Source organism: Pleomorphochaeta caudata (genome assembly GCF_055395745.1).
Genome location: NZ_AP042458.1, coordinates 649,730 through 671,963, shown reverse-complemented (window position 1 = coordinate 671,963; position 22,234 = coordinate 649,730). Strand labels below are relative to the sequence as shown.

The following is a 22,234-nucleotide window of genomic DNA, read 5'->3' as shown; positions in this document are numbered from 1 at the left end:
AAATATTGGTTTTATTGCAGAAAATTCTTTATTTTGTGAATTATTTTAAAGGAATAGGGTAATATTTTCTCGAAACAGTGCTTTATAATTAAATTACTCTTGACCCTTATATAAAAAAGTATTATAAGAATAACTACAAGGGAAAAACATGAAAAAAGTTGTAGTTGAATTATGTATGGGCAGTTCTTGCTTTTCTAGGGGAAATTCAAGGACTTTAGAACTATTAGAATCTTTTATTAAAGAAAATCATTATCAAGATAGAATTTGTATAAAAGGCCATTTATGCTTAGGCAGATGTAGTTCAGGTCCAATTGTAAAAATAAACAATAAGGATTTTGAAAATATAAATCCTGCATGTGTTATTGACATAGTTCAAGAAGAATTAAAAAAAGATGACAAATAAGGATAGCTTATGATTCCTCCAATATTTACAGAATTAACACAATGTCGAGATTGTTATAAATGTGTAAGAGCTTGCCCCACAAAAGCAATCCAGGTCAAAGAAGGAAATGCAGTTGTAATCCATGATAGGTGTACCTATTGTGGTATTTGTGTGGATGTTTGCCCTGCTAACGCAAAAAAAGTAAGAAAAGATCTTGCAAGAGTTCAAATGTTTGTAAAAGGAAATAGAAAAATATTTTGCTCTATTGCCCCTTCTCATAGTAGTGAATTTGTTGATAGAGAAGCTGCTTTGTTAATTGCATTAAAGAAACTTGGTTTTGATTATATAAGTGAAACAGCTATTGGAGCATCATTAGTAAGTGCTAGTATTGATGAATGTAGAAAAAGAAAAATTGATACATCTTGGATTTCTACAGCTTGTCCTTCTATAGTTCAATTAGTAAAAAAATATTATTCAACATTAGAAAAACAATTAGCACCAATTCCATCTCCTTTACAATTACATTGTGCATATTTAAGAGAAAAATATGGTTCTGATATTGGCATTGTATTTATTGGCCCTTGTATAGCAAAAAAATGGGAAGCTGATGAATGGCCTGGTTATCCAAACTTTGCTTTAACTTTTGAAGAGCTTAAACAATGGTTTGAAGAAGAAGGTATAAATCTAGATTTTATAAACAAGCAATTAATTGCTAATAATGGGGATTATCCAGAATACGTTCCTGCAAAAGCTGCTAAAACTTCAGCCTACAGTGTTGAAGGTGGTATGATAGCTTCTTTTGAAGGTGGAGATAATTTCTTCCAAGATAATTCAATTGCGATTTCAGGGAACTTAGCTGTTAAAGCAACTTTAGATAATTTAGTTAATTGTGAAAATAATCAATTTTTAGAATTGTTAAGTTGTGAAGGTGGCTGTATTAATGGTCCAGCAACAAATAAATTAGTTGCATTGTCTAATAAAAAAGCCATAACCACTGGTTATACAAGAGAAAGACTAGTTCAACAAGATTTATTTATTCCTCCTAAAGACTTTATTGATAAAGTGATTGATGAAGGTTATAAGATTTTGAAAGTTGAAAAGACTACTAAAATTAACCAACATTATGATAGAGAAATATATACAGAAAAACAAATTAAAAAGGCCTTACATGAATTAGGAAAAATCCAACCAGCAGATGAATTAAATTGTGGAGGTTGTGGTTATTCAACTTGTAGAGATATGGCTATTGCATATTTAGATGGAATGGCTGAAATAGAAATGTGTGTTACAAAAATGAGAAAAGAAGCACAAAATAAAATGGATGTGCTTTTAAGAACTATTCCAATGGGCGTTGTAATAGTTGATGAAAAATTAAAAATTGTTGATTGTAATGCAAAGTTTTTGGAATTGTTTTCTGAAGTAGATTATGAAGTAGACAATGCAGCCTTAGAAATTATAAAAGGTTTATCAATCTCTAAATTTATTCCTTTTGAAGATGTTTTTGAAGAACAATTTAAGAGAGTGCTTTCAAAGCAAGTTAGATTAAAAGTTGGTAATTTATTCTTAAAGATAACATTTTTCTCAATTAATAAGCATAATATGGTTGGGGCTTTGTTTGATGATATAACAAATCCAACAGTAAGAAGAGAAACTGTTGTTAAAAAAGCCGAAGCTGTAATACAAAAAAGTTTAGAAACAGTACAACAAATAGCTTCTTTACTTGGTGAAAATGCAGCAGATACTGAAATTACTTTAAACTCTTTAATAGAAGCATTTGATGTTCCTTCTGAAGACAAGAAGAAAAAAAACTGATAGGTGCTTTTATGAATGATGTTTTTATTGATATAGATTATTGCCAAATATATAAATATGGACAGAAAATAGGTGGAGACGTTTTCTTACAAAAAAGAAATCCTGAGAGAAATCAAATAGTTGCTGTATTAAGTGATGGGTTAGGCTCTGGTGTTAAAGCTAATGTTTTAGCCTCATTAACAGCAAATATGGCAAAAAAATTGAGTTTTTCTCCAATGGATTTGAAACATTCAGCAAAGATTATTATGGATACTTTGCCTGTATGTAAAGAAAGAAAAATTAGTTATTCAACTTTTTCTATCGCTGATGTTAGATATAATGCTTTAAATTCTAATATTAAAGTAAATTTTTTAGAATATGATAACCCAAGAGCTTTGTATTTTAGAAATGATATGAATGTAAAATGGGAAGGCGAATCTATAATATTAGATAGAAATAAAGCGTTTAAAAAAGAAGAGCTAATTCATAATGAATTTAATTTAGAAGTTGGTGATAGATTAATAATAATAAGTGATGGTGTAACTCAATCAGGTATGGGAACTTCAAAACCTTTGGGCTGGAGACTATCAGGAGTTGAAGAATATATAACTGAAATATTGAAAAATGATCCTTCAATTAGTAGTAGAGCCTTAACTAAAAAGGTTGTTTATAAAGCACTAAATCTTGATGGGTTAGCTTCAAAAGATGATATTACTTGTTGTTGTATATATATAAGAAGACCAAGAAGAACCTTAATTGTAACAGGTCCTCCATTTATAAAAGAATCTGATAAACTTTTGTGCGAAAAGATTCAAGCATTTAAAGGTAAGAAGATAATTTCAGGAGGAACAACAGCTTTAATTGTTTCAAGGGAATTAAACAGAAAGGTTAAAGTAAATATGACATCTTGGTCTAAAGATGTCCCGCCATATTCAACTATGGAGGGAATGGATTTAGTTACTGAAGGGATGCTTACTTTATCAAAAGTAGTAAAGACCTTAGAAAATAAAGTGGCAATTAATAGATTAGAAAATGATGCTGTTAAAAAATATATAGAATTAATTTTAGATAGTGATCAAGTAGCTTTTTTAGTTGGTACAAAAATTAATGAAGCTCACCAAGACCCTAGTATTCCAGTAGAAATTGGAATTCGTAGAACCTTAATTGAAAGATTGAGAAGAGCTTTAGAAGATAATTATTTAAAAGAAACATCTATAGAATATATTTAAAAGGAGTAAAAAATGAGTAAAAAAGTAGTAATAAAAATTTGTGTAGGAACTTCATGCTTTGTTCAAGGAGGATCAGATTTATTGTTATACAATGAATTTATTGATCCAGAGATCATTGAGAAATGCCAAATTGAAGGAATATCCTGCTTTAATGCTTGTAAAACAAATAAAAATGAAGGTGCTCCTTTTGTAATGGTTAATGATGTAATTTACGGAGATATGACTCCAGAAAAATTAAATAAGATAGTAACAGAGGTATATAATGCTAGAAATAAATAATCAATTTACTCATTTAAAAAATAAAGTATATGCTACTGTTTTAAAAAGTTATTTCAATGGCACTTTAGAAGAAGATATCGATAAGATACCTTTTTGGATTATTCCAAAAGATACAGATCCAAGTAGATGTTGTATTTATAAAGAAAGAGCAATGATTCGTTATAGGATTTTAGCTTTTCTTGGTGTGAATATTGAGAAAGATGATGATGAATTAAAGTCATTAAAACAATTTTACAAAGAAGCTTTAGAAACTCCAATGAAACCTCTTCCTGTATTAACTACAATTAGCACAGCTTGTAGTGCCTGTCCAAAAGATCAATATTTAATCAGTGATGCTTGTAGAGGTTGTTTTGCAAGACCTTGTTTAGCAAACTGTCCAGCTAATGCAATTGTTTTTGTTGATGGGAAAGCAAAAATTGATCAAGAAAAATGTATTAGATGTGGCAAGTGTCAAGAAGTTTGTCCTTTTAATAGTGTTTTACATACTCCTGTTCCTTGTGAAGGAGCTTGCCCAGTTGGTGCTATAAAAAAGAATGAAAAGGGCTTCGTAGAAATAGATTATACTAAATGTATTAGCTGTGGAAAATGTTCTAGAAGTTGTCCTTTTGGCGCTATAGTTGAAAGAAGTGGACTTTTACCTATTCTTGAAATGATGAGAAAAGGTGAAAAAACTGTTGCAATAATCGCACCTTCTATTGATGGTCAATTTCCAGGTAATTTAGCACAAATTAAAAAGGCTCTTAAAGCAATTGGTTTTGATGATGTAGTGGAAGTAAGTGAAGGTGCTGAGATTACAAGTATCAAAGAAGCTAAAGAATTAGAACATAGATTAAGCAATGGTGATAAATTAATGAGTACTAGTTGTTGTCCTGCTTATGTTGAATTAATTGAAAAACATTTGCCTAATTTAAAAGCTATCAAGAGTGATACATTATCTCCTATGGCTTATACTGCACAATTAGTTAAAGAAAAGGATGAAAATGCAAAAGTTGTATTTATTGGTCCTTGTTTAGCAAAGCGTGTTGAAGCTACAAAACTGGATTGTATCGATGGAGTTATGACTTACAGTGAATTAGCTTCTATATTTATTGCAAAAGATATTGATGTTAAAGAAATAGAAGAAGATGATTTGGGAGAAACTGAAACTTTTGAAGATTGCAGAGAGTTTGCAATTAGCCAAGGGGTTACAGGTTGTGTTTTAAAGAGAGTATCAGATCCATCTATTGTAAAAGCATATAATATTGATGGTATAGATAATAAAGCATTTAAGATGTTAAAAGTTATTGATAGAATTCCATCAAAGGGAAATTTTGTTGAAGTAATGTGTTGTGAAGGTGGTTGTATTAATGGCCCTGGAACAATAGTAAAACCCAAAATTGCTTTAAAACTAAGAAATGGAAATACCAAATCCATAGCTAAAGCTATGAAGAAAAAGAGCCTTTATTGACCAATAGCTAATAAATGTTTATTTTATAGTCTATATCGGTGAGGTATTTATGGATACAAAAGAAGAATTAGAAGCGTTATTAGAATGTTATGATGGATCAATAGAAAGTAAATATTGTTCATTAGCAAATTCAATTGCGTTTATGAAAAATCTTTTAAATGAAATTTCTTGGATAGGTTATTATATAAAAAAAGACTCCTTTTTAGTATTAGGGCCATTTCAAGGCAATGTAGCTTGTGAAAAGATTCCTTTTACAAAAGGAGTTTGTGGTGATTCTTATTCACAGAGAAAAACCATTAACGTTGATAATGTAAATTTATATGAAAATCATATTGCTTGTGAAAGTGATACTTGTAGTGAATTGGTAATTCCAATGATTACAAAATCAAGAGTAGTTGGTGTTTTAGATATTGATTCTAAATCTTTTGGTAGATTTAAAGATGATGAAATTAAATTATTAGAAGAATTAGTTGAAATTGTAGCAAAAAAATTATTTTAGATATCTTTTTTGCTTGACATCACAAATTAAAAAGAGCATATTTTTATAAAAGCTGTGACAAAGACGAGTAACAAAATAAAGTGCTAAAGAGAGAGTATTCAAAGGCTGGAAGATACTTAGTAACGATTTTGTGAAAACCCCTTTAGAGCTGCGACCCTAACGATTTATCTATTAAGGAAGCCGTATTCTCAACGTAATGAGATTAATTAAGTGTCTTTTCTTTTTTAGGAAAGGAAACAAGGTGGAACCGCGGGAGCTATTATGCCTTCGTCCTTGTAATTGGTGATTTATGTCATCATTTATAAAGATGAGGACATAATAGCTTTTTTTTGTTATTTGATTAGGAGAAGAATATTATGGCAGAAAAATTAAGTGCAGATGAAAAACTAGCTAGAATTCGTCATTCAATGGCACACGTTATGGCTGAAGCTGTATTAGAAATGTTCCCAACAGCTCAGATTGCAATTGGTCCTTCAATTGAAAATGGTTTCTATTATGATTTTGAATTACCAAGACAGTTATTAAGCGAAGATTTAGATGAAATAACTGAAAGAATGAAAGAAATTATTAAAAGTGATAAAGAATTCGTTCGAATTGAAGTTTCTAGAGAAGAAGCTAGAGAAAAATTTAAAGATCAAAAATATAAAATTGAGTTATTAGATGCTATTGATAAAGATGAAGTAGTAACATTATATAATCAAGGTAATTTTACTGATTTATGTAGAGGCCCACATGTTAATTCTACTAAAGAATTAAGAACAGATTCATTTAAACTAATGAGCATTGCTGGTGCATATTGGAGAGGAAAAGAGTCCAATCCTATGTTAACACGTATCTATGGAACTGCTTGGACAAATAAAAAAGATTTAAGATTATATTTACAAAAATTAGAAGATATTGAAAAACGTGACCATAGAAGATTAGGAAAAGAATTAGATTTATTCTCTATTCATGAAGAAGCTGGTCCTGGCTTAGTATATTGGCATCCCAAAGGAGCAAGAATAAGACTAGCAATTGAAAACTTCTGGAGAGAAGAACATTATAAAAATGGTTATGAAATGGTTTATACTCCACACGTTGGTAAATCTTGGCTTTGGGAAACAAGTGGACACTTAGATTTCTATAAAGAAAGTATGTACCCTCCAATGGTTATGGATAAAGCTGATTATTATGCAAAACCTATGAACTGTCCTTTCCATATTATGATTTATAACAATACAAAACACTCTTATAGAGAATTACCTTGTAGATGGGCTGAACTTGGAACAGTTTATAGATATGAAAAGGCTGGTGCTTTACATGGTCTATTAAGAGTAAGAGGATTTACACAAGATGATGCTCACTTAATTGTTACTCCAGAGCAAATGGACGATGAAATTGCAACTGTATTAAAATTCTCTTTATATATGCTCCATAGTTTTGGATTCCAAGATATTAAAGCTTATTTATCAACAAAACCAGAAAAGAGTGTTGGAGAGGTTGAAAGATGGGATGCTGCTACAGCTGCTTTAAGAAGTGCTATTGAAAAAGAAGGCCTTGAATATGAAGTAGATGAAGGTGGTGGAGCATTCTATGGTCCAAAAATTGACTTGAAGATAAAAGATGCTGTTGGAAGACAATGGCAATTATCAACAATCCAATTTGACTTTAACTTACCTGATAGATTTAATATGACCTTTGTTGATAAAGATGGTGTTGAAAAACGTCCATATATGATTCATAGAGCTTTACTTGGTTCAATTGAAAGATTCTTTGGAGTTTTAGTTGAACATTATGCAGGAGCTTTCCCAGCATGGTTATCACCAGAACAAGTAAGAATTATTCCAATTAATGATTCATGTTTTGATTATTGTAAAGAATTAGAGATGAAATTAAGAGGTGAAAACTTCAGAGTTTCTGCTGAGTTAAGCAGTGATCACTTTAAAGCTAAAATTAAAGAGGCTCAACAACAAAAAATTCCTTACATGTTAATTGTAGGAAATAAAGAAGTTGAATCAAAACAAATGTCAGTAAGACTTAGAAATGGTAAACAAGAAAACTGGGGCTCCTATGAAGCCTTTGTTGAAAAATTACATGGTATTATTGATTCAAAACAGATTGAATTATAAAATATTTGAAGGGTGTTACATTTAGTAGCACCTTTTTTATCTTATAGAGGAAATAGTTTTAGTATTTTCTTTTTTTCTCTGTATGTATTAATATATAGATATTGTAGTTTAAAAAAAAATAAATGAACTATTGAAATTGTAAGGTGTAAAAATGAATAAAGAGAAATTTAAAGAATTAGAAAATTTAGATAAAAAAATTACAATGATTAATCATTTAACACAAACATTAGAATATGATTTAGAAGTCAATGCTCCCAAAAAAGCTTTTAGTGAAAGAGCAAAGCAAATGGCTTGGTGTGAATTAGAAGCACATAAATTATCTTCAAGTGATTGTATTAAAGATTTATTATTTGATTTAGGAGCAACAGAAGAGAATCCAGAAGGAAATGGAGAAAGCGATTATGAAAAGGCATTAATTAGAAGTAGATTCAAAGCTTTTTCTAGAGCGAAAAAAATTCCAGAAGAACATATTGAGAAAAAGCAGGATATATTTGCAAAAGCTTATGATCAATGGGTTGTTGCTAGAAAAACTGATGATTTTGAATCCTTTGTACCTTTTTTAGAAGATGTAATAAATATAGAGAAAGCTGAAGCTTCATATTTAAAGAAAGAAGGACAAAGCTTATATGATGCTCTTTTAAATGATTATGAAGAAGGAATGACTAGTGAAAAGTTAGATGAACTATTTGATCCTTTAGAAGAGTTTTTAGTCCCTTTGGTTGCAAAATATAAAAAGATGGAAGTAGAGGATTCTTTTTTATATGAAAAATATGATGAAAAGAAACAAGAAACTTTTGCAATTGAGATTTTAAAAAAAATGGGATTTGATTTTGAAAGAGGAACTTTAGCTCTAGCTCCACATCCATTTACTTCGACTTTAGGATCTGATGATGTAAGAATTACTACAAGATATACTGATCCTAATTTCTGTGACCCACTAAGCTCAACCATACATGAAGGGGGTCATGCCCTATATGAAATGAATGCATCAAAAGGCCAGTTGAAAACAACTAGCTTAAGTGATGGTGTTAGTATGGGTTTCCATGAAAGTCAAAGTAGATTTTGGGAAAATATTATTTTAAAAAGTCCTGCCTTTTGGGATACTTGGTATATAAAATTAAAAGAAATATTTCCCTCTCAGTTAAAAGATGTATCAAAAGAAGCTTTTGTAAAAGCAATTAATAAAGTTACTCCTTCATATATTAGGGTAAATGCCGATGAAGTTACTTATAATTTGCATATAATATTAAGATATAGATTAGAAAAAAGATTGATTGAAGGTTCTTTGGCTGTTAAAGATTTGGCAAAAGAATGGAATAGATTATTTGAAGAATTATTTTTAATTAAAATAAATAAAGATAGTGAGGGGTGCTTGCAAGATGTCCATTGGGCTAGTGGGTTGTTTGGATATTTCCCTACATATTCTTTAGGTAATTTCTATTCAGCTCAGTTATTAGATAAAATGGAAAAAGATTTTGAAGTAGAAGATCTTAGTGAAGTTTTATCTTTAGAAAATGGAATTTCTATGATAAGTAGCTGGTTAAATGAAAATGTTCATTCAAAAGGTAGTCTATATACTCCTGAAGTGCTGATCAAACAAATTACAAATAAAACACTTGACTCTAAGTATTTCACACAGTACCTTGAGAAGAAGTTGAAGAATATATTTGATTAGGAGATAATTGTGAATTTACCAAATAAATTAACACTTGCCCGTTTAATAATGACACCGATTTTTTTTATAGCATTTAATTTACCTGTATGGTTTGATTCTAGTTTGCAAGCTATCTCTACTATATTAGTCTTAATTTTGTTTATTGCAATTGAAGCTACAGATTTATTAGATGGCATTATTGCAAGAAAAAGAAACTTAGTAACAGACTTAGGAAAGGTTATGGATCCTTTCGCTGACACTTTTGCAAGATTAACATATTTTGTTTGTCTTATGAGCGTAAACATTTTCCCAATAATAGCTTTTGTTATAATTCTTTGGAGAGAATTAGCACAATCTTTTATTAGATCTTTATTGATGAGAGAAGGGAAAGCTCTTCCTGCAAATATTTGGGGAAAAACAAAGGCAGTTTTATATGCAGTATCAGCAGTAGCTGGTGTATTGTATTTAATTGTATATAGAAGTTTCCCTGATATGAATAATTTGTTAATGATTAAGAATGTTTTAACAGTTTTATTCTATATTTCAGCAGTCGCTTCTTTGGCTTCTTTCTTTACTTATATTTATGAAATTAAGAAAAGTAAGATATTAAGCCATTTAAGCAAATAAAAATTAAAAAAATAATTCAAATATTGGTTGTTACATCTTTTGTGTGACAACCAATTTTTTATAATTATAGAATATACAAAAGGAGCTATGTTATGGAAAAAAATAAAATATGGATTACTATTCCTTCATATTGGGGAGATTTTGGAACAAAAGAAAATCCACCTACAATAGATTTTGACCATCCTACTAATCCTTATGGAGAAGAGACTTTATCGAGAACAATAAATAGTATTGTTAAATTAGATGGTGATTTTAATATTTTGATTGTATTAGCAGTTACTCATTCTAAATATCTTTCACTTGTTAAACAAAGAGTAATGAATATAGTTGATTCAATAATAACTAACAAAAAAATTTATTTAGTTACTGAAGATATAATAAAAAAAATAAATAGAGAAATAGAAGATGAATCTTTTAGTATGGATTCTTACGGGAATATTCGAAATATTCAACTTTTAATACCTTATTGTTTTGGTGCCGAATATGTTTTAGCCGTAGATGATGATGAAATAATAGAAGATAAAAATTATGTTAATAAAATTGTTGAAGCATTAGATACTAACAATGAAGCATGTGGAATAGCAGGTCCTTATTTTGATAAAAAGGGCGAATACGAAATTGAAGGAGCAGATAAATTAAAAAATTCAAATAACATTTTTCAGAGTAAAATTTATTATATGAATGAAGCTTTAAAGAAAGAAATGAATCATAAAGAAATCTTTCATCCTAGTATTGTAGCTTTTGGTGGAAATATGTCCTTTAAAAAGAAAACTATAAATAGAATTTGTCATGACCCATTTATCCCTCGTGGAGAAGATTATGATTATGTTTTAAATGCTTTAATGTTTGGTTATAGATATTATTTTAAAAAAGATGCTGCAATTATACATTTACCTCCAACTTCAATAGCTAGCAACGATAATAAAAATTTAAGAAAGCTAAGAGCAGATATAGTTAGATTTATATATATGAATGTAAAAATTGATACTTTTAAAGAATTATATCCAGATAAAGAGTTTGATTTGCAAATATTAAATCCTTATCCAGGTATGTTAATTGGTCCAATTCCTTTTTTAAAAGAACAAGCAAGAAATTTATTATTAGAATTTGAGGGTAGTAATAAAAAAGAGGAAATAGAACTATTTCTAAATAATGCTATTTTAATTTGCAAACAAAAGAGTAAAGAATACTTTAATTATAGAGAAAAATGGGAAGTTTTATTAAGTGATAAAAATTTAGTAGAAACTATAGAAGAAATAGTAGGATAAAAATCAACTTTTTTAGGTCAAAAAAAAGTCCTTTTTTCACACAAAAATTAAAGAATAAAAAAACCTTTAAAAAAAATGAAAAAAAATAAAAAAAGTACTAGACAAAAAACTAAAGTTTTCGTAATATCCCTCTTGTTGTTTAACGCTAGATGTTAAAACAAATAGCAAAAAACAACAATTTTGTTGAAAAAATTAAGAAAAAAATATTTAGCTATTGACTATAATTTTTATACATGGTATTTTCAACAAGCTTGCTAATAATTTTTAATTATTTCAAGTAGCTTTTTGACATAAATATTAGAGAAGAGAAGAGAAGTTAAATTGCTTTTTGATTGCCTATTCTAGGCCGTTGAAAAAGCAGTGAAATAGAAAGCATTAGGGCTTTCTGTCAATTCAATAAATAAGAACTAAAGATGAAATAAGCTAATGTTCGTTATAAGCGAGTGACAGGAATTAAATAATTTTGTTAATTAATATTGTGATCTTTATGATCACATTTTATATAACGGAGAGTTTGATCCTGGCTCAGAACGAACGCTGGCGGCGCGTTTTAAGCATGCAAGTCGAGCGGTAAGCTAACTTCGGTTAGCCTAGAGCGGCGGACGGGTGAGTAACACGTGGATAATCTACCCCCTTGTTGGGAATAGCCTGTGGAAACATAGGGTAATGCCGAATAATACTTTTTAATCATAAGATTAGAGAGGGAAAGGCGCTACGGCGTCGCAAGAGGATGAGTCTGCGTCCCATTAGCTAGATGGTAGGGTAAAGGCCTACCATGGCAATGATGGGTAGCCGGCCTGAGAGGGTGATCGGCCACATTGGAACTGAGACACGGTCCAGACTCCTACGGGGGGCAGCAGCTAAGAATCTTCCGCAATGGACGAAAGTCTGACGGAGCGACGCCGCGTGAACGATGAAGGCCGTGAGGTTGTAAAGTTCTTTTCGAGAGGAGGAATAATGTTTGCAGGGAATGGTAGGCAGATGACGTGAATCTCGGAATAAGCCCCGGCTAACTACGTGCCAGCAGCCGCGGTAACACGTAGGGGGCAAGCGTTGTTCGGAATTATTGGGCGTAAAGGGCGTGCAGGCGGTGTTGCAAGTCTGGCGTGAAAGATCTCGGCTTAACCGAGGGAACGCGCTGGAAACTGTAATACTAGAGTACAGGAGGGGACATTGGAATTCCAGGTGTAGGGGTGAAATCTGTAGATATCTGGAAGAACACCGGTGGCGAAGGCGAATGTCTGGCCATGTACTGACGCTGAGACGCGAAGGTGCGGGGAGCAAACAGGTTTAGATACCCTGGTAGTCCGCACAGTAAACGATGTACACTAGGTGGTGGGTAATAATATTCGCTACCGAAGCTAACGCATTAAGTGTACCGCCTGGGGAGTATGCTCGCAAGGGTGAAACTCAAAGGAATTGACGGGGGCCCGCACAAGCGGTGGAGCATGTGGTTTAATTCGATGATACGCGAGAAACCTTACCAGGGCTTGACATATATTGGACGAAACTAGAGATAGTTTTTCCCTTCGGGGTCGATATACAGGTGCTGCATGGCTGTCGTCAGCTCGTGCTGTGAAGTGTTGGGTTAAGTCCCGCAACGAGCGCAACCCCTACTGCCTGTTACCATCACGTTATGGTGGGGACTCAGGTGGGACTGCCGGTGACAAACCGGAGGAAGGTGGGGACGACGTCAAGTCATCATGGCCCTTATGTCCTGGGCTACACACGTGCTACAATGGCCGGTACAAAGCGCAGCTAAGTCGCGAGGCTAAGCGAATCGCAAAAAGCCGGTCTCAGTACGGATTGGAGTCTGCAACTCGACTCCATGAAGTTGGAATCGCTAGTAATCGCATATCAGCATGATGCGGTGAATACGTTCCCGGGCCTTGTACACACCGCCCGTCACACCATCCGAGTTGGGGGTACCCGAAGTCGCTAGTCTAACCAGTAATGGGGGACGGTTCCGAAGGTATGCTTGGCGAGGAGGGTGAAGTCGTAACAAGGTAGCCGTACCGGAAGGTGTGGCTGGATCACCTCCTTTCTAATAAGAAAGGCAAGTATCTAGGAATCTCACAGCCAGATACGAAATACTGATAGGATGTTATCCGATAGGTGAAAGACCTATCAAAAAAAAGCAAAGACCCTAATGTATTCTTCTCTTCTTTTGTATTTATGTCGTTCGGGACTGTAGCTCAGGTGGTTAGAGCGCTTGCCTGATAAGCAAGAGGTCACAAGTTCAAGTCTTGTCAGTCCCATTTAGTTCAGCGAAATATTGATTCGCTGGTTTTTTTACAGAATATTTTTTAATTCAATATAGCGTTAGGGATTGTAAAGATAATATGGTCAAGCGAAAAAGGGTCCACGGAGGATGCCTAGGAGCCGCCAGACGAAGAAGGACGTGGTTAGCTGCGAAAAGCTGCGAGTAGGGGCCAACACCCAATGATCCGCAGGTCTCCGAATGGGGTAACCCGACAGTCTGGATGATTGTCACTGTTATATGAATAAAATAGTATAATAGAGGTATACGCTGGGAACTGAACCATCTAAGTACCAGCAGGAGTAGAAATCAAAAATGAGATTCCCTTAGTAGCGGCGAGCGAAAGGGGAAGAGCCCAAACCAAGCGCTTTTAAGTGTTTGGGGTTGTAGGGGTGCATCTGGGAATACCCGGTTAGTAAGAAAAGTATGAGTTAGACGAAAGATTCTGGGACGATCTGTCAAAGAAGGTGAAAGCCCTGTAGTTGAAAACGAATACTCTAATTGGATGCACTACCTGAGTACGGCGGGACACGAGAAATCCTGTCGGAATCTGGGGGGACCACCCTCCAAGGCTAAATACTCGGCGGCTACCGATAGCGCATAGTACCGTGAGGGAAAGGTGAAAAGCACCCCGGGAGGGGAGTGAAAGAGAACCTGAAACCGTGGACTTACAAGCGGTCAAAGCCCAGTAATGGGTGATGGCGTGCCTTTTGTAGAATGAGCCTGCGAGTTACCGTGTGTAGCAAGGTTAAGGGATAGGAGTCCTGGAGCCGTAGGGAAACCGAGTCTGAATAGGGCGATAAGTTGCATGTGGTAGACCCGAAGCCAAGTGATCTAACCATGGCCAGGCTGAAGCTGGAGTAAAATCCAGTGGAGGGCCGAACGTAAATCCGCTGAAAAGGGTTGCGATGAGCTGTGGTTCGGAGTGAAAGGCTAAACAAACTTGGAGATAGCTGGTACTCCCCGAAATAGCTTTAGGGCTAGCGTTACGTGGACTGCCACGGAGGTAAAGCACTGGATAGATGCGGGCCCTTCACCGGGTACCAAGTTTAACCAAACTCTGAATGCCGTGGTACAATGCGTAGCAGTCAGACGGCGACTGATAAGGGCCGTCGTCAAAAGGGAAACAGCCCAGACCGTCAGCTAAGGTCCCAAAGATATACTAAGTGGGAAAGGAAGTGTGATTGCACAGACAGCCAGGAGGTTGGCTTAGAAGCAGCCATTCCTTCAAAGAGTGCGTAATAGCTCACTGGTCGAGTAGTCATGCGCCGACAATCCAACGGGGCTAAGTATATCACCGAAGCTACGGCACAGCGCTAGACGCTGTGGGTAGGGGAGCATTCTGTGTACGGATGAAGTCAAGACGGAAGTTTTGGTGGACGGGACAGAAGAGAGAATGCAGGCATGAGTAACGAAAAGAGGGGTGAGATCCCCCTCCGCCGAAAGCCTAAGGTTTCCAGGGTAAAGTCAATCTACCCAAGGGTTAGTCGGCCCCTAAGGCGAGGACGAAAGTCGTAGTCGATGGGAAGCGGGTCAATATTCCCGCACCTCTCAGTGTTTCGATGGAATGAAGCATAGGGTGAAACGCGGCAGGGCGACGGTTGTCCCTGTCAAAGCAGCGATGCGTTAAGGATAGTAGGAAAATCCATTATCCAAGAGGAGCTGTCAGCGATTACTTCTACGGGAGTAAGAAGCGCGTGTAATCGTCGTGCCAAGAAATAGTTTCTAAGGTAAGGCACTGAGGGACCGTACTACAAACCGACACAGGTAGGCGAGCTGAGAATGCGAAGGCGTACGGAAGAACTCACGTTAAGGAACTCGGCAAAATGCATACGTAACTTAGGGATAAGTATGGCTCACGTGAGTGAGTTGCAGAGAAATGGCCCATGCGACTGTTTACCAAAAACACAGGTCCATGCCAACCAGCAATGGGAAGTATATGGACTGACACCTGCCCGGTGCTGGAAGGTCAAGGGGAGTGGTTATTCATTTTTGAAGAAGCTGCGAACCTAAGCCCCAGTAAACGGCGGCCGTAACTATAACGGTCCTAAGGTAGCGAAATTCCTTGTCGGGTAAGTTCCGACCCGCACGAATGGTGTAACGATATGGGCGCTGTCTCAACGTGAGATCCGGTGAAATTGAAGTTCAGGTGAAGATGCCTGATACTTGTGGTTAGACGGAAAGACCCCGTGAACCTTTACTTCAACTTGACATTGAAAATTGGACAAGGATGTGTAGGATAGGTGGGAGACGTAGAAGCGTGGACGTCAGTTTGCGCTGAGTCGTTGGTGAAATACCACCCTTCCTTTTCCAGTTTTCTAACCCTGGCCGTGAAGCCGGTTAGGGGAGAGTGTCAGGCGGGAAGTTTGACTGGGGCGGTCGCCTCCTAAAGTGTAACGGAGGCGCGCGATGGTCACCTTAGGATGGTTGGGAATCATCTTTCAAGTGTAAAGGCACAAGGTGGCTTGACTGCGAGGCATACAAGCCGAGCAGGTACGAAAGTAGGTCTTAGTGATCTGGCGGTAGCGTGTGGAAGCGCCGTCACTTAACGGATAAAAGGTACTCCGGGGATAACAGGCTGATCTTGCCCAAGAGTTCATATCGACGGCAAGGTTTGGCACCTCGATGTCGGCTCATCGCATCCTGGGGCTGGAGCAGGTCCCAAGGGTTTGGCTGTTCGCCAATTAAAGCGGTACGCGAGCTGGGTTCAGAACGTCGTGAGACAGTTCGGTCCCTATCTGCCACAAGCGTTGGATGTTTGAGGGGTTCTGCTTTTAGTACGAGAGGACCGAAGTGGACAAACCTCTAGTGTATCAGTTATCGTGCCAACGGTAAGTGCTGAGTAGCTACGTTTGGAAGGGATAACCGCTGAAAGCATCTAAGCGGGAAACCCTCCCCGAGATGAGACATCCCATCCTCTTTAAGAGGACTGAAGGAACCAGGAAGAATACCTGGTTGATAGGTCGAGAGTGTAAGCATGGTGACATGTTCAGCTTATCGATACTAATAAGCCGTGAGGCTTGACCATATTATCGTTGCGATCCCGAAAATATCGCACTTAAGTTGGATAGATAAATACTAATTTATCTCTCTAAATTTAAGTTGGCCCGGTGGCCATAGCAGAGTGGATACACCCGTTCCCATCCCGAACACGGCAGTTAAGCGCTCTCACGCCGATGGTACTACATTTTTGTGGGAGAGTAGGTAGCTGCCGGGCCTTTTTTTTTGTTTATCAGTTTATATTCGATAGATAATTTTTTATCTCTCTAAATATAAATTGATTTGGTGGCCATAGCAGAGTGGATACACCCGTTCCCATCCCGAACACGGCAGTTAAGCGCTCTCACGCCGATGGTACTACATTCTTGTGGGAGAGTAGGTAGCTGCCAAATCTTTTTTTTATAAGACTTAGATATTTTTAATATAAATATATGACTCACTGTAAAAGGTGAGTTTTTTTATGAGCATAATATTGTTATTATTGTCAACTTTAATATAGAATAGAGTAAACAACTTTTTTGGAGTTATAATGCAAATTAAACTGAATCAATTGAAGAAAACATATGGAGAATTAAAAGCTGTTGATGAAATCAGTTTGAATATTCCTTCTAATACTGTTTATGGCATAATTGGTCGTAGTGGTGCTGGTAAATCAACATTGGTTAGATTGGTAAGCATGCTTGAAAAACCAGATGCTGGAGAAGTTTTTTATGGTGATAAACGTGTTGATAATCTAAAGAAAGAAGAATTGTATCAACAAAGAAGAAAAATAGGTATGATCTTTCAAAATTTTAACTTATTTTCTTCTAGAACAGCCGGTCAAAACATAGCATACCCTATGGAAATTCAGGGCTATGATAAAATTAAAATAAAAAGTCGTGTTAGACAAATGTTAGAACTAGTTGATTTAAGTGGCCGAGAAAATGCTCCAATTAGTACTTTATCTGGTGGACAAAAACAAAGAGTAGCAATTGCAAGAGCTTTAGCTACAGAACCTGATATTCTATTTTGTGATGAAGCAACAAGTGCTTTAGATCCTCAAACCACTAGAGCTATTTTAGATTTGATTAGAGATATTCAAAAGAAAATGAGTTTAACTGTTGTTATGATTACTCACCAAATGGAAGTTGTTAGAGATGCTTGTGAACATGTAGCTGTTTTGGATGATGGAAAAGTTGTTGAAGAAGGAAAAGTTGTTGATATTTTTAGTTCTCCAAAAACAAAAGTTACAAAAGATTTCTTAGCTCATTTAACAAGTGAAGATACTTCTAATGAACTTATAAGATGGAGTGAAGGTGGTTTATATACCTTAAGATTTAAAGGTGTACACACTGATGAACCAATATTATCAACTATAACTAGAGAGCTTGGAGTTGAATTTAATATTAGAGCAGGAGGAGTACAAAATGTTGATAATGTACACATTGGTACTTTGATCTGTGATATTGCTGGAGATCCAAGTTTAGTAGAAAAAGCTTTGAATATGTTGAAAGAAAAAGGCATTGTAGTGGAGGAAAGTGTATGAACCAATTATTTAGCTTAGTTACATCTGCAACAATTGAAACTTTACAAATGGTGTTTTTCTCAACATTGTTTTCTTTAATATTAGGATTGCCTTTAGGCGTTTTACTTTGTGTTACTTCTAGTGAACAACAAGGGGGTATTTTACCTCATCCTGTTTTAAATAATATTTTAGGCAGAATTGTAAATGTATTAAGATCTTTTCCTTTTATAATATTGATGATTTTACTATTTCCTTTATCAAGATTAATTTTAGGTACTTCTATTGGTACAACTGCAGCTATAGTTCCATTAAGTATTGCAGCAGCTCCATTTGTTGCTAGAGTAATTGAATCTGCATTAAAAGAAGTTGATCCTGGTGTTGTTCAAGCTGCAAAAGCAATGGGATCAACAAATTATCAAATAATATCTAAGGTTTTAATACCAGAAGCTCTTCCAGCTCTTGTATCAGGAATTATTTTAACTATTATCAATCTAATTGGTTATTCTGCTATGGCTGGTGCAATTGGTGGTGGTGGTCTTGGTGATTTAGCTATTAGATATGGATTCCAAAGATTTAGAGCTGATGTTATGTTTGTTGCTGTTGTTGTTATCTTAGTTTTAGTTGAAGTTGTTCAAGTTTTAGGTGATAAATTAGTAGCACATTTAATGTCAAAACGATAAACTTTATATATTAATTATAGTAAGTTCTCCAAATTAATTTCTTGGAGAATTTTTTTATATTAATAAAAATATACAAAAAGTGTATAAATATACTTGAAATATATATTGAAAAAATATAGAGTGAAAATATCAAAAAAATAGGAGAGATGTCATGATTAAAAATATCAATTATTTATTCACAACAACAATGATGTCTCGTACTATGATGCCCTAGCGGGCATACATCTTTATATCTTCAAACAATCAAAAAATATATATATTAGAAAATGAACATTAAAACGATAGGGATTATTATATCCAAATTTTATTATAACGAGGTAAAAAATATGAAAAAATCAACAATCACATTATTAATAGCATTATTATCAGTTGCTTCTCTTTTTGCAAATGGTGCTAAAGAAGAACAAAGTTCAAATAAAATTGTAGTTGGAGCTACTCCAGAACCTCATGCCGCAATGTTAAATCTTATTAAAGATGATTTAAAAGCAGAAGGTTATGATTTAGAAGTTGTAGAATTTACAGACTATGTAACTCCAAATGAAGCATTAGAAAGTGGAGAAATTGATGCAAACTTCTTCCAACATTTACCATATTTAGAAACATTTAATAAAGAACATAACACTCATTTAGTTTCTGCAGGTGGAGTCCATGTTGAACCAATTGCATTATATTCAAATGATTATGATTCTTTAGACGCTCTTCCAAGTGGAGCAACAATTGCAATTCCTAATGACCCTACAAATGAAGGTCGTGCATTATTATTATTAGAAAGTGCTAATTTAATTAAATTAAGTGATAATGCAGGTTTAGAAGCAACTCCATTTGATATTAGTGAAAATCCAAAAAATTTCAAGTTCCAAGAAATTGAAGCTGCAACTCTTCCAAGAATTATTAAAGATGTAGATGCTGCTGTAATTAATGGTAACTATGCTATTCCTGCAGGTTTAATTGCAACTCGGGATGGATTATTAATTGAAGGTGCACAAAGCCCTTATGTAAATGTTGTAGCAATTAAAGAAGGAAATGAATCTCCAAAAATTGATGCTTTAGTAAAAGCATTAAAGAGCGATAAAGTAGCTGCTTGGGTTAAAGAAAGATATCCAAATGGTGAAGTAGTTCTAGTAAAATAATTGAAAATTATTGGGGATGCAAAAAAGTTTGCATCCCTTTTTCTTTTTATTTTCAATAATTAATGATATCGTTATTACGAAATGAACATAGAAATAATTATTTTAATAACAAACTTTATTTTGTTTTTTGTAATATTAATTTTATTATTAAAACAAAAGAAAAAAGATAATAAAGATGAGTCTTCTTCTTCCTTGAATATTTTATTAAATCAAAATAATGAAACAAGGAAGGAATTACTACAGATATTAGAGACTCAAAGAAAAGGAATTTTTGATCAAATACAAAGTTTTGATCAAAGATTAATCAGTTCCTTAAATCAAGTTGAGACAAAAAGTGATAAACTAACAAAAGATGTAAATTCTCAATTAGAAAAAATCCGTGAAGATAATGAAAAAAGATTAGAATCAATTAAAAATACTGTTGATGAAAAACTAACTACAACATTAAATCAAAGGTTAGGTGAATCTTTTAGCGTAGTAAGTAAGCAGTTAGAAGTAGTTCATCATTCTCTAGGCGAGATGAAAGAGTTAGCTAATGATGTTGGTAATTTATCTAGAATCTTAATGAATGTAAAAGTCAGAGGAACTTGGGGCGAATATCAATTAGAAAATATTCTTGAACAAATATTAATACCATCTCAGTGGGAAAAAAATGTTGTAACAAGGAAAGGTACAAATAATAGGGTTGAATTTGCAATTATTCTACCTGGAAAAGATGATAATAATGTTTATTTGCCAATTGATGCAAAATTCCCTAAAGAAGATTATGAGAGATTACAAGATTATCAAGAACAAGGGGATAAGCAACAAGTTGTAGTTGCAAAGAAAGCTATTGCAACACGAATACAAGCTGAGGCAAAAGATATATATGAAAAATATATTGATCCTCCAAATACAACAGACTTTGCTATTTTATTTTTACCAATAGAAGGTTTGTTTGCAGAGGTTTTAGGTATAAATGGATTAGTAGATTCTATTCAGAGAGATTATAAAGTAATAATAAGTGGTCCAACTACTTTTGCTGCTTTAGTGAATAGTTTACAGATGGGATTTAAGACCTTAGCTATAGAAAAGAGAAGTGAAGAAGTTTGGCATGTTCTCTCTAGTGTGAAAACTGAGTTTAAGAGATTTGCACTTCAAATTGAGAAAGTTCAGCAGAAATTAAATCAAGCAAGTACTTCAATTGATAAGTTGGGTACACGAACAAGAGTTATGAGTAAGAAATTAAGATTGACTGAAGATTTGGATGAGATTGAAGATGATGAAGTTGATCAAAACAATATTGATTAACTAGAAATTTTATTTAACATACAATAATATATACAGCGAGGTAGCTATATGGATAAAAATATAAATTTAAGAGGGCGTAGTTTTTTATCATTATTAGATTATTCAAAAGAAGAAATTTTATATTTAATTGAATTATCAAAACAATTAAAAAACAAGAAAAAGAACAAAGAATATGATAAGTCCTTATCGGGTAAATTATTAGAAAATAAGAATTTAGTATTACTATTTGATAAGACATCAACAAGAACACGTTGTTCTTTTGAAGTTGCAGCTAATGATGAAGGATGTGGAGTAACATTTTTAACAAATAGCCAAATGGGTAAGAAAGAATCAATTGAAGATACTGCTAGAGTTTTAGGCCGTATGTATGATGGTATTCAATATAGAGGCTATAGCATGGATCTTGTAAAAGATATTGCGAAATATAGTGAAGTTCCTGTTTTTAATGGTTTAACAGATGATGATCATCCAACTCAAGTATTAGCAGATTTCTTAACCGCTCAAGAACATAGTAATAAAGCTTTAGAGGATATTAAATTTGCATATGTTGGTGATGGTAGAAATAATGTTGCAAATGCTCTTATGATAGGGGCTGCAAAAGTTGGAATGACTTTCTGTGTAGCAACACCAAAAGAATTAACTCCAGATGAAAATTTAATGGCTAAAATTCAAGCTGCTGCTAAAATTAGTGGGGCAAAAATTTCTGTTGTTAATGACCCAAAAGAAGCTGTAAAAGCTGCTGATGTTATTTATACAGATATCTGGGTATCAATGGGTGAAGAAGATAAAATGGAAGAAAGAATTAAGCTTTTAAAACCATATCAAGTTGATATGGACTTATTAAAGGCTAGTGGTAATGATAATGTATTATTTGAACATTGCTTGCCTTCTTTCCATGATTTAGAAACAACTGTTGGTAAAATGGTATATGAAAAATATGGTTTAAAAGAAATGGAAGTTACTGATGAAGTATTTAGATCTAAACATTCTGTTGTCTTTGATGAAGCAGAAAATAGAATGCATACTATTAAAGCTGTAATTGTTGCTACTATGAGTGACGTTTTATAAATCATTTATTATAAAGAA

At 34.1% G+C, this 22,234-nt stretch carries 15 protein-coding genes, 1 tRNA gene, 4 rRNA genes and 1 other annotated feature; all 20 genes read left to right on the top strand.

All coding sequences use genetic code 11. The features are described 5' to 3' along the window. Positions 1-148 precede the first annotated feature (148 nt). The 20 genes from ACZ5RS_RS03145 to argF all read left to right on the top strand — a co-directional run bounded on the left by ACZ5RS_RS03145 (position 149) and on the right by argF (position 22,216). A complete protein-coding gene (locus tag ACZ5RS_RS03145; RefSeq protein ID WP_464637418.1) occupies positions 149-403 on the top strand; it encodes a (2Fe-2S) ferredoxin domain-containing protein in 255 nt (84 codons plus the stop codon). A 9-nt stretch (positions 404-412) separates the two neighbouring features. After that, positions 413-2,194, top strand: a complete 1,782-nt coding sequence (locus ACZ5RS_RS03140) for a [Fe-Fe] hydrogenase large subunit C-terminal domain-containing protein (protein ID WP_464637417.1) — start codon at positions 413-415, stop codon at positions 2,192-2,194. Positions 2,195-2,205: 11 nt separating this feature from the next. Beyond that, on the top strand, positions 2,206-3,402 hold the full coding sequence (locus ACZ5RS_RS03135) for a SpoIIE family protein phosphatase (protein ID WP_464637416.1): 1,197 nt from the start codon (positions 2,206-2,208) through the stop codon (positions 3,400-3,402). 12 nt (positions 3,403-3,414) lie between these two features. Then, the gene (locus ACZ5RS_RS03130) at positions 3,415-3,681 is read left to right on the top strand and encodes an NAD(P)H-dependent oxidoreductase subunit E (RefSeq protein ID WP_464637415.1); all 267 of its coding nucleotides are present in this window, start codon (positions 3,415-3,417) and stop codon (positions 3,679-3,681) included. Beyond that, positions 3,665-5,128 (top strand): monomeric [FeFe] hydrogenase, encoded by a 1,464-nt coding sequence (locus tag ACZ5RS_RS03125; RefSeq protein WP_464637414.1) that lies wholly within the window; start codon positions 3,665-3,667, stop codon positions 5,126-5,128. The genes ACZ5RS_RS03130 and ACZ5RS_RS03125 overlap by 17 nt, the downstream gene beginning before the upstream one ends. Positions 5,129-5,177: 49 nt before the next feature. Beyond that, positions 5,178-5,627: a GAF domain-containing protein gene (locus ACZ5RS_RS03120; protein ID WP_464637413.1), complete on the top strand. Its 450-nt coding sequence runs from the start codon at positions 5,178-5,180 to the stop codon at positions 5,625-5,627. 45 nt (positions 5,628-5,672) lie between these two features. Next, positions 5,673-5,905, top strand: a binding site (T-box leader). Between the two features lie 78 nt (positions 5,906-5,983). Next, positions 5,984-7,735 carry a threonine--tRNA ligase gene (gene thrS / locus ACZ5RS_RS03115; RefSeq protein ID WP_464637412.1) on the top strand — a complete coding sequence of 584 codons (1,752 nt, stop codon included), beginning with the start codon at positions 5,984-5,986 and terminating at the stop codon, positions 7,733-7,735. Between the two features lie 151 nt (positions 7,736-7,886). Next, complete coding sequence (locus tag ACZ5RS_RS03110) at positions 7,887-9,410, top strand: carboxypeptidase M32 (RefSeq protein WP_464637411.1); 1,524 nt, start codon at positions 7,887-7,889, stop codon at positions 9,408-9,410. Between the two features lie 9 nt (positions 9,411-9,419). Beyond that, positions 9,420-10,016: a CDP-diacylglycerol--glycerol-3-phosphate 3-phosphatidyltransferase gene (gene pgsA, locus ACZ5RS_RS03105; protein ID WP_464637410.1), complete on the top strand. Its 597-nt coding sequence runs from the start codon at positions 9,420-9,422 to the stop codon at positions 10,014-10,016. A gap of 92 nt (positions 10,017-10,108) precedes the next feature. Beyond that, positions 10,109-11,284 carry a glycosyltransferase family protein gene (locus tag ACZ5RS_RS03100; RefSeq protein ID WP_464637409.1) on the top strand — a complete coding sequence of 392 codons (1,176 nt, stop codon included), beginning with the start codon at positions 10,109-10,111 and terminating at the stop codon, positions 11,282-11,284. Between the two features lie 502 nt (positions 11,285-11,786). Then, positions 11,787-13,328: ribosomal RNA gene (locus ACZ5RS_RS03095) — 16S ribosomal RNA — on the top strand. A 140-nt stretch (positions 13,329-13,468) separates the two neighbouring features. After that, a tRNA-Ile gene (locus ACZ5RS_RS03090) sits at positions 13,469-13,542 on the top strand. Between the two features lie 86 nt (positions 13,543-13,628). Further along, a 23S ribosomal RNA gene (locus ACZ5RS_RS03085) occupies positions 13,629-16,572 on the top strand. Between the two features lie 78 nt (positions 16,573-16,650). Further along, positions 16,651-16,761, top strand: a 5S ribosomal RNA gene (gene rrf, locus ACZ5RS_RS03080). Positions 16,762-16,825: 64 nt separating this feature from the next. Next, positions 16,826-16,936 (top strand): 5S ribosomal RNA (gene rrf / locus ACZ5RS_RS03075). Together the 16S, 23S and 5S rRNA genes with 1 tRNA gene alongside form the textbook arrangement of a ribosomal RNA operon. Before the next feature lie 137 nt (positions 16,937-17,073). Beyond that, complete coding sequence (locus tag ACZ5RS_RS03070) at positions 17,074-18,069, top strand: methionine ABC transporter ATP-binding protein (protein WP_464637408.1); 996 nt, start codon at positions 17,074-17,076, stop codon at positions 18,067-18,069. Further along, complete coding sequence (locus ACZ5RS_RS03065) at positions 18,066-18,728, top strand: methionine ABC transporter permease (protein ID WP_464637407.1); 663 nt, start codon at positions 18,066-18,068, stop codon at positions 18,726-18,728. Before ACZ5RS_RS03070 ends, ACZ5RS_RS03065 begins: the two co-directional genes overlap by 4 nt. A gap of 326 nt (positions 18,729-19,054) precedes the next feature. After that, positions 19,055-19,858 carry a MetQ/NlpA family ABC transporter substrate-binding protein gene (locus ACZ5RS_RS03060; RefSeq protein ID WP_464637406.1) on the top strand — a complete coding sequence of 268 codons (804 nt, stop codon included), beginning with the start codon at positions 19,055-19,057 and terminating at the stop codon, positions 19,856-19,858. A gap of 81 nt (positions 19,859-19,939) precedes the next feature. Next, a complete protein-coding gene (locus ACZ5RS_RS03055; protein ID WP_464637405.1) occupies positions 19,940-21,148 on the top strand; it encodes a DNA recombination protein RmuC in 1,209 nt (402 codons plus the stop codon). Positions 21,149-21,196: 48 nt separating this feature from the next. Beyond that, on the top strand, positions 21,197-22,216 hold the full coding sequence (gene argF / locus ACZ5RS_RS03050) for an ornithine carbamoyltransferase (protein ID WP_464637404.1): 1,020 nt from the start codon (positions 21,197-21,199) through the stop codon (positions 22,214-22,216). Positions 22,217-22,234: the final 18 nt, after the last annotated feature.